This is a genomic window from Mesorhizobium sp. M7A.F.Ca.AU.001.01.1.1, assembly GCF_004022735.1.
Taxonomy (GTDB): Bacteria; Pseudomonadota; Alphaproteobacteria; order Rhizobiales; family Rhizobiaceae; genus Mesorhizobium; species Mesorhizobium ciceri.
On sequence record NZ_RZPF01000239.1, the window covers coordinates 1 to 8,329 of the forward strand.

General features: G+C 65.3%; 10 protein-coding genes and 1 pseudogene. 3 read left to right on the plus strand and 8 right to left on the minus strand.

The window, feature by feature from the left end; all coding sequences use genetic code 11:
- From EN884_RS16330 to EN884_RS16350, 5 genes are all read right to left on the minus strand, one after another.
- Positions 1-333: glycosyltransferase N-terminal domain-containing protein (locus tag EN884_RS16330; RefSeq protein WP_281034831.1), on the minus strand; the 333-nt coding region annotated here is incomplete at its 3' end.
- Positions 330-1,121: a lysophospholipid acyltransferase family protein gene (locus tag EN884_RS16335; protein WP_128360629.1), complete on the minus strand. Its 792-nt coding sequence runs from the start codon at positions 1,119-1,121 to the stop codon at positions 330-332. The genes EN884_RS16335 and EN884_RS16330, both read right to left, overlap by 4 nt.
- A 5-nt stretch (positions 1,122-1,126) precedes the next feature.
- The gene (locus EN884_RS16340) at positions 1,127-1,372 is read right to left on the minus strand and encodes a DUF4170 domain-containing protein (RefSeq protein ID WP_013532345.1); all 246 of its coding nucleotides are present in this window, start codon (positions 1,370-1,372) and stop codon (positions 1,127-1,129) included.
- Positions 1,373-1,475: 103 nt separating this feature from the next.
- Positions 1,476-2,279, minus strand: a complete 804-nt coding sequence (locus EN884_RS16345; protein WP_013532346.1) for a 3'(2'),5'-bisphosphate nucleotidase CysQ — start codon at positions 2,277-2,279, stop codon at positions 1,476-1,478.
- On the minus strand, positions 2,266-3,609 hold the full coding sequence (locus tag EN884_RS16350; RefSeq protein WP_013532347.1) for a TldD/PmbA family protein: 1,344 nt from the start codon (positions 3,607-3,609) through the stop codon (positions 2,266-2,268). The genes EN884_RS16345 and EN884_RS16350 overlap by 14 nt, the downstream gene beginning before the upstream one ends.
- A 166-nt stretch (positions 3,610-3,775) precedes the next feature.
- Between EN884_RS16350 and EN884_RS16355 the strand changes: the two genes are divergently transcribed.
- A complete protein-coding gene (locus tag EN884_RS16355; protein ID WP_013532348.1) occupies positions 3,776-4,192 on the plus strand; it encodes a VOC family protein in 417 nt (138 codons plus the stop codon).
- 23 nt (positions 4,193-4,215) lie between these two features.
- Here EN884_RS16355 and EN884_RS16360 read toward each other — a convergent pair whose 3' ends face one another.
- Together EN884_RS16360 and epmA are read right to left on the minus strand one after the other, a co-directional pair.
- Positions 4,216-5,466: an FAD-dependent oxidoreductase gene (locus EN884_RS16360; protein WP_082826431.1), complete on the minus strand. Its 1,251-nt coding sequence runs from the start codon at positions 5,464-5,466 to the stop codon at positions 4,216-4,218.
- 112 nt (positions 5,467-5,578) lie between these two features.
- Positions 5,579-6,619 carry an EF-P lysine aminoacylase EpmA gene (gene epmA, locus EN884_RS16365; protein ID WP_063167725.1) on the minus strand — a complete coding sequence of 347 codons (1,041 nt, stop codon included), beginning with the start codon at positions 6,617-6,619 and terminating at the stop codon, positions 5,579-5,581.
- A gap of 117 nt (positions 6,620-6,736) precedes the next feature.
- Here epmA and efp point away from each other — a divergent pair, with 117 nt between their 5' ends.
- Both efp and EN884_RS16375 read left to right on the plus strand, forming a co-directional pair.
- A complete protein-coding gene (gene efp / locus EN884_RS16370) occupies positions 6,737-7,306 on the plus strand; it encodes an elongation factor P (protein WP_013532351.1) in 570 nt (189 codons plus the stop codon).
- A 179-nt stretch (positions 7,307-7,485) separates the two neighbouring features.
- Entirely contained in the window at positions 7,486-8,028 is a 543-nt protein-coding gene (locus EN884_RS16375) for a dihydrofolate reductase family protein (protein ID WP_063167724.1), read from the plus strand.
- A 39-nt stretch (positions 8,029-8,067) separates the two neighbouring features.
- Here the strand turns inward: EN884_RS16375 and EN884_RS16380 are convergent.
- Positions 8,068-8,329, minus strand: a pseudogene (locus EN884_RS16380) (patatin-like phospholipase family protein); the annotation flags it as partial.

The window sequence follows — 8,329 nt, forward strand, 5'->3', positions numbered from 1 at the left end:
ATATTGATGGATGATGCGGTCACCGAGCCGCTCGTCGGCGACCTGCGCAGAGGTCACCGTGCCGGTCGTCAGCACGATGTTGACGCCATAGTCGAGAATGCTTTCGACCAGCGGCACGACGGCTATGGTCTCGCCGACGCTCGCGGCATGGATCCAGATCACCGGCCCGTCGGGGCGCGCGCGGCCGGCGACGCCATAGCGCTCGCGGCGGCGGTAGCGGTCTTCCTTGCCGCGCGAGGTGCGCCAGGCAACGTAGGGCCCGACCAGCGGATAGGCTGCCGCACCCGCGAATCGGTAAGCCGACAGCATGGCCCGTGCCCAGCGGCCGCTCATCGCGGAGCATCCACGAGACGGTAAGCCTCGGCGGGCGCGGCATTGAGCGCTGGCGGCACTTCCTGGCGCTTGCGCTCCATTTCGGCGTCATCGGCGCCGGCCGCCACGAAGATCGGCTGGCCAATGACGATCGACGAACGGCCGAACGGCAGGTTAATGGTGGTCTTGTCCCAGCTCTTCTCCAGCACCTTGCGGCGGCTGGTGGTGATGGCGACGGGCACAAGCGGCCGGCCCGAGAGGCGAGCCAGGAGAACGATACCAAGTCCTGCGTCTCGCGGCGTGCCGTGCGGAATATCTGCGATCATGGCGACGTTCTTGCCGACGGCGAGCGACTTTTTCAGGGCGATAAGCGCTTTCGCTCCACCCTTGTCGAGGTGCCTGGCATTTTCCCGCCCGCCCGAGCCGCGCACAGCCTCGATGCCGAATTTTTCCAGCATCAAGGCGTTGAGCTCGGCATCGGCGCTGCGCGAAACCATGGCGACCAGCGGCTTGCGCTTGGGATAATAGGCAGGCGTCAGCAGATGCTGGCCGTGCCACAAGGCGATGATGCCAGGCTCGAACTCGGTATAGGCACCGCCCGAAAACCGTGCCGATCCCTCGACGACGCGATTGGTGAGGCGCACGAAGCGGACGAACTGGGCGAACAGGCTGGCGATGGCGTTCTTGACGAATCGCGACTGCGCAAGCGGTTGGCGAATCTTGCGCCAGAAGGCCTTGGTCGTGCGGCTGCGTCCCCTGCCCGTGGGCGCGGCATCGCTTGCTGGCCCTTTCGCCAGGTCATGCTCCATCGAAGTCAACCGGCAGCCTTGTTGTCGGGGTCCAGCAGCCGGTGCAGATGAACGACGAAGTAACGCATGTGAGCGTTGTCCACGCTGGCTTGCGCCTTGGCTTTCCACGCCGTGTGCGCGGATTGATAGTCGGGATAGATGCCGACGATGTCGAGCCCGTCGAGATCGCGGAATTCGGTGCCGCCAAGCTTCTTCAGTTCGCCACCGAACACCAGATGCAAAAGCTGTTTCTTTCCGTCTTCCGCGGCCATGTCGGTCCTTCACATATCGTGAGTTTGTCACAGGTCTAGACCAAAGCCGCCGACTTTGGAACCTTTAGGGCGAGATGAATTCATCTCGCCGGGGAAAACGCTTTCACGTGTCCAGACCGGCGATGACGCCGGCGAGCACGGCCAGCAATTCACCGCTGCCGGCAGCAAGGGCGCCGTGACGAGTCACCTCGCCGGCATAAAGTGGAGCGCGGCCATGCTGGTCGAGCAGCTGGCCGCCGGCCTCGCGCAGGATGAGGTCGGCCGCCGCAATGTCCCAGTCATGCGCGTTCGGCTTGACGAAAGTGGCGTCCAGCGCGCCATTGGCGATCATGGCCAGCCGATAGGCGAGCGAAGGGCTGTAAGGCGCCCGCTTCAGCCGCGCCTGCCATTCGGCAGGCATCAGGTCGGTCAACTGCTTCAGCCCGGAAATCTCGGCCGTTTCCGCCAGCTTGCGAACCGCAATGCGCTTGCCGTTGCGGAAAGCACCCTGGCCGGGCAGCGCCCAATAGGTCTCCTCCATCGCCGGGCATTCCAGCACGCCGGCCAGCGTGCGGCCATGCTCGACGACGGCGACGCTGACGCACCAGGTGCGCTGGCCTTCCAGGAAACCGCGCGTGCCGTCGATCGGGTCGACGACGAAGGTGCGGCGTGCCGAAAGCCGGACCGGATCGTCAACTGTCTCTTCCGACAGCCAGCCATAATCCGGCCGCGCCGCCAGCAATGTTTCGCGCAGATAGGCGTCGGCCGCGTGGTCGGCCTCGCTGACCGGTGATGTGCCGCCCTTCATCCAGACTTGCGGGCTGTTGCCGAAGTAGCGCATGGCGATCACCCCCGCCTCGCGGGCGGCATCGCGCAGCAGCGGCAAGTCTTCGGTGGCTCCGGCAGTGGTCAGGTCATGCTCCGGCAAGGGTCATGCCTTCGATCAGGAGCGTCGGCGCCGCGGTGCCGAAATTGCGGTCGAGGTCATCGGCCGGCACCATGTTGAGGAACATCGTCTTCAGGTTCGAGGCGATGGTGACCTCGGCGACGGGATAGGCCAGTTCGCCATTCTCGATCCAGAAACCGGAAGCGCCGCGGCTGTATTCGCCGGTGACCATGTCGACGCCCTGGCCGAACACCTCGGTGACGTAGAAGCCGGTCTTGAGCGATTTGATCAGCTCTTCCGGCGACCGCTCGCCGGGTTCGATGGCGAGATTGGTGGAGGATGGCGTAACGGAGGAGCCGCTGCGTGCGCCGCGGCCGTTGGTGACGAGGCCCAGCTCCCTTGCAGCCGAGGTCGACAGGAACCAGTGGTTGAGCACGCCCTTCTCGACCATCAACAGCTTTTCGCCCTCGACGCCTTCGCCGTCGAACGGACGCGAGGCCTGGCCACGTCGCCGGAGCGGCTCGTCGGTGACGGTGATGGCGGAGGCGGCCACCTGCTTGCCCATCATGTCGCGCAGGAACGAGGTCTTGCGCGCGACCGAGGCGCCGTTGATGGCGCCGGCGAGATGGCCGGCGATGCCGCGCGCGACGCGTGGGTCGAACACCACGTCGACCGGCCCGGTCGCCGCCTTGCGCGCGCCGATGCGGCGCACGGCGCGCTCGCCGGCCTTGCGGCCGATGTCCTCGGGCGCATCGAGATCTGCAAAATGCTGGCGCGAGGAGAATTCATAGTCGCGCTCCATGCCGGTGCCCTCGCCGGCGATAACGCTGGCCGAGCGCGAAAAACGCGAGCCGACATAGTGGCCGAGGAAGCCGTGCGAGGTGGCCAGCACCAGGCCGCCCAGCCCGGCACCGGCGCTGGCGCCGGCCGAATTGGTCACGCCCTTGACGGCAAGCGCTGCCGCTTCCGCCGCCAATGCGGCTTCCTTCAACTGGTCTGCCGACACTTCGGTGGCGTCGAACAGGTCGAGATCGCGCGTCTGTTTGGCGAGCAATGCCGGATCGGCCAGCCCTTGATAGGGATCCTGCGGCGACACTTTCGCCATCGCCACGGCGCGCTCGGCCAGCGTTTTCGGGTCGGACGCCGCTGTCGCCGAGACACTCGCCACGCGGCCGCCGACGAAAACGCGCAGCGCCACATCCTCGCTTTCGGAAGCTTCGGTAGCCTCGACCTTGCCGAGACGCACCGACACACCGGTCGAGCGGCCGCGCACGGCCACCGCGTCGGCGGCATCGGCGCCGGCCTTTTTGGCAGCCTCGACCAGGGCCGCGACGCGGTCGGTCAATTTTGCTGCGTCTGATATGTCGGTCATGCCTGAAATCCTGCTGGTGCGGCCGGTGTGCGGCCGTTGCCCACCCATCTATTGTTCCGGTCCGGCTTGTGCAATGGCATAGGCTTCAATCAAAATGCAGGGCGGACGGTTCAAACCGCGAACCCTGTGACGCAAAATCGGTTCGCAGCCTGCACGGAGCATTTCGATGACGCCTTTCCATCTCGCCTTCCCGGTCCGTGATCTCGATGAAACCCGCGTTTTCTATGGCGAGGTGCTGGGCTGCGCGATCGGCCGCTCGTCAGCGACCTGGGTCGACTTCGACCTCTACGGTCACCAGATGTCGGCGCATCTGCGGCCGCAGGCCGCACAGGCCCCCAGCGACGGCAAGGTCGACGGCATTGTCGTGCCGATCCCGCATTTCGGCGCGGTGCTCTTGATGGACGACTGGCAGCGCCTGGCGACACGGCTGGAGGCGCGCGACGACATCGACTGGCTGGAACGGCCGATGGTCCGCTTCAAGGGCGAGCCCGGCGAACAGGCAACGCTGTTCATCCGCGACCCCTCGGGCAATGCCTTGGAATTCAAGGGCTTTCGCTCGCTGGAGCAGGTTTTCGCGCACTAGCTCAGATCGAGGGCATCCATCGATCAACGGCCGAAACGGCCCGCCGCGAAAGGTGCGAGCCGAGCCGGATCGCCGCGTCCGCCGATCAAGTCGGCGACCAGCCGCGCGGTGATCGGAGCCAGCGTCAGGCCGAGATGGCCGTGCCCGAAAGCATGAATTACGCGGGAGCTGCCGCGCGAAGCGCCGATGACCGGCCTGGAATCCGGCAGGGACGGCCGGAAGCCGAGCCATTGCGAGGCAGGCGAGCCGAGCCTGGGAAAAATTTGCCTGGCGCCACGGTCAAGCAGCGCCAGCCGGCGCGGATTTGGCGGCGCGACCAGGCCGCCGAGTTCGACGGTGCCGGCGACCCGCAAGCGGCCAGCCATCGGCGTCAGGTAGAAACCAAGATCGACGGGACAGACAGGTCGGTTGAGCAGCGGCGCGTCGGTCTGGAATTCCAGATGATAGCCGCGCTCGGTCTCGAGCGGAATCCTGTCGCCGGCCTGCGCGGCCAGTGCGCGCGACCGTGCACCGGCGGCGATCACCACCGTGCCAGCCTTGATGCGAACGCCGGGTCCGCTGAGCTGCACACCGTCAGCCTCGACCTGCAGCCCGGTGATCTCTGCCTGCTTCACCGATGCACCACGGGCACTCACCGCGCCCAGCAACCGCCGCATCACCATTGCCGGATCGGTGACATTGATCGAGTCGGGAAAATACACGCCATGCGCTGCTGTCGCCGGCAGGCCCGGCTCAAGCGCCGCCACCTCTTCGGGAGTCAGGACCTCTTGGTGGATGCCAAACCCAGCGCGCATTGCCCGGCCGCCGGCGCCAGCGGCAAAATCGCTCAAGCGGCGATAGAGGTAAAGACAGCCATTGCGGCGCATCTGGTCCTCCAGCCCGGCCTCCCCGACCATGTCTTCCCAGGCTGGAAGGGCGTCGGCCAGCAGTCCGGCGAGCGCCAGTGCATTGGCCCGGGTGGCCGCCGGCAGCGATTGCCGCATGAACCGAACGAGCCATGGCGCCAGCTGCAGCAGCGCCGGCCAGCGCAGCGAAAACGGGCTGTCGGGATCAAGCAGCAGCTTTGGCAATGCCCGCAGCACCGCAGGAGTGCCGACCGGCATGCAGGCATATTCGGCGATCGTTCCGGCATTGCCGAACGACGCGCCGGAGCCCGGCTCGTTCGGATCGATGAGCAGGACTTCGCGGCCGTCCGCGACAAGGCGAAGTGCCGTCGCCAGCCCGACAACTCCGGCGCCGACAATGGCGATTTCGACCGTTTCAGAAGCAGCCACTGTAGATCTTCCCGATTGACCTTGAAATCCAGTACCGATCATGTGGTCTCTTGGTTCGGGGTCACGGTCCAGTCTTGATCCCTGGAATCGAATAGGCCAGATCTTTCCGCCCTCAGGCGACAGGCGTCCAGATCACGTCCTCGATTTTTTGCGCGCCGGTCGCCAGCATCGCCAGCCGGTCGAAGCCGAGTGCGATGCCGCTGGCCGGCGGCATGATGGCAAGGGCTGAGAGAAAATCCTCGTCCAGCGGATAGCGCTCGCCATAGACGCGCTGCTTCTCGTCCATCTCGATAACAAAGCGCCGGCGCTGCTCGTCGGCGTCGGTCAGTTCGCCAAAGCCGTTGGCGAGTTCGACGCCGCAGCAATAGAGCTCGAAACGCTCGGCGACGCGCGGGTCGCGCTGGCTCGGCCGCGCCAGTGCCGCCTCGGCGACGGGATATTCGCACAGGATGGTCGCGCGGCCCTGCCCGAGCAACGGCTCGATTTTTTCCACCATCACCCGGCTGAACAGATCGGCCCAGCTGTCGTCGGGCGCGGTGCGCAGGCCGGCATAGGTCAAGGCGGCGTGCAGCGCGTCGCGGTCGGTGCTGCCGTCGGCGGCGACCGTGGCCAGCAGGTCGATGCCGGCATAGTGGGCGAAAGCGTCCGCCACCGTCAGTCGTTCCGGCTCGGCAAACGGATCGCAGTCGCGGCCCCGGAAAGAGAAAAGAGTCGCCCCTGTCCTTGTCGCGGCCAGCGCCAGAAAGGCCGCACAATCCAGCATCAGGCTCTCATAGGCCTCGCCCACCCTGTACCATTCGAGCATGGTGAATTCGGGATGATGCAAGGGGCCGCGCTCGCGGTTGCGATAGACCGGACCGAAGCTGAAAATCCTGGTTTCACCGGCGGCGAGCAGCTTCTTGCAGGCGAATTCCGGCGAGGTGTGGAGATAGAGTGGCGCCCTTGCACCGTCCGGCCCGACCGCTTCCGTGGCGAAAGCCGCCAGATGCGCCTCATTGCCGGGCGAGACCTGCAGCGCCGCCGTTTGCACCTCGACGAAATCATGGGCGGCGAACCAGTCGCGCAGGCCGGCGGCGATGCCATTGCGCAGCATCAGCCGCGGGCGGCGGTCGGCGTGAACGTCAGGCGTCCACCAGGGCGAAGCTTCGGTCATGCGGCTCGGAACATGGTGGAAGGGGGCTGGCGGCGGCGGCCAAGATGCGGTAGGCCCCCATCCAGCGCCGCACTAGCCGGCAAACGCCAGTCAACTCTTCTTGCAGGATTTAAAACCGTGGTGAAAGTCATCGCCAGTTCGCTCCGCAAAGGCAATGTCGTCGACAAGGACGGCAAGCTTTATGTGATCCTCTTTGCCGAAAACATCCACCCAGGCAAGGGCACGCCGGTAACGCAGCTCGACATGCGCCGCATCGGCGACGGGGTGAAGGTTTCGGAACGCTACCGCACCACCGAGCAGGTCGAGCGCGCCTATGTCGAAGAGCGCGAGCACACCTTCCTCTACCGCGACGGCGAAGGCTTTCACTTCATGAACCCGGAAACCTACGACCAGGTGGCGGTGTCGGAAGCCGTGGTCGGCGACATGGCACCTTACCTGCTGGAAGGCATGGCCGTGCAGGTGTCGCAGTTCAACGGCATTGCCATTTCCCTGGTGCTGCCGCAGCGCGCCACCTTCGAAGTGGTGGAAACCGAGCCGACGACCAAGGGACAGACGGCCTCGTCGTCCTACAAGCCGGCCGTGCTGTCCAACGGCGTGCGCACCCTGGTGCCCCCCCACATCGCGCCGGGCACCCGCGTGGTGGTGATGACGGCGGATGGGGCTTATGTGGAGCGGGCGAAGGACTGAAGACGAGCGGTGGGGTTACGGGTTTACCGGCCAGCCCTGCGTTTCACCAGGGCTCACCCTTGTCCTCTTCCGCTGTCTCCCCTTGAACGCGGCGCCTCCGCCCGCACAGTGATATTTTTCACGAAGCGTGTCGCAATGACCCTGCGCGGTCCGTCCTTTGAGCGAAGAAGGAGAACGCCATGCGAAAACTTATCGTCACCGAATTCATCAGCGTCGATGGCATTGCCGAGGTCGAGAAGCTGCCAAGCATGACTTGGAACGACGAGATGAACAGGTTCAAGGAGGACGAGCTTGCCGACACCGGCGCCATGCTTTTGGGGCGCACGACCTATGAGATCTTTGCCGGCTCCTGGCCGACGGAAACCGGAGATTTTGCCGAACGGTTCAACGCGCTGCCGAAATATGTCGCGTCGAACAGCCTGAAGGCGCTCGACTGGAAGCCTGCCGAATTGCTGAAGGGACCGCTGCCGGAAGCGGTCAGGACGCTGAAGCAAGGCAGCGGCGGCAACATCTATGTGCATGGCAGCCTCAGCGTCGCGCAGGAATTGCTGCGCCATGGCCTGGTCGACCGCGTCAGGCTGCTCAGTTATCCCGGCACCGTCGGCCAAGGCAAGCCGCTGTTCCCAGGCGGCGAACCGGTGTCGCTCGAACTGATTTCGGCCACGCCGTTCAGCAACGGCGTTGTGGCGCTGGAGTATGCGCCGGTGGCGGCTAAGTCGTAATCGGTTGGAGCCTTTCAGATCGAATGGGGAGATGCATCCTCACCCGACCTGCTTGCCCCGTCTCCCCTTGATGGCGGCGCTATTCCTCGCCTCCACCGCCTTCTCCACCTGCCGCTTCAGTTCGTCCTTGATATCCACCGTCTCGTTCATCAGCGCGTCGATCTTCAGGAAATCGAGGACCCGGTATCTCGACACTGCCGGGCGGACCAGGATGTCGGGGCGGCATTGCTTCAGCTTGTTGGCGATGATCGACTGCATCATCAATTGCGTGGCGCCGAACATCAGGTCGACGGAGGTCGGC

Bases quoted from the DNA above. Each gene is read 5' to 3' on its own strand.
- EN884_RS16335 (WP_128360629.1), bottom strand. From the start codon at position 1,121: ATGGAGCATGACCTGGCGAAAGGGCCAGCAAGCGATGCCGCGCCCACG.
- EN884_RS16340 (WP_013532345.1), bottom strand. From the start codon at position 1,372: ATGGCCGCGGAAGACGGAAAGAAACAGCTTTTGCATCTGGTGTTCGGT.
- EN884_RS16350 (WP_013532347.1), bottom strand. From the start codon at position 3,609: ATGACCGACATATCAGACGCAGCAAAATTGACCGACCGCGTCGCGGCC.
- EN884_RS16355 (WP_013532348.1), top strand. From the start codon at position 3,776: ATGACGCCTTTCCATCTCGCCTTCCCGGTCCGTGATCTCGATGAAACC.
- epmA (WP_063167725.1), bottom strand. From the start codon at position 6,619: ATGACCGAAGCTTCGCCCTGGTGGACGCCTGACGTTCACGCCGACCGC.
- EN884_RS16375 (WP_063167724.1), top strand. From the start codon at position 7,486: ATGCGAAAACTTATCGTCACCGAATTCATCAGCGTCGATGGCATTGCC.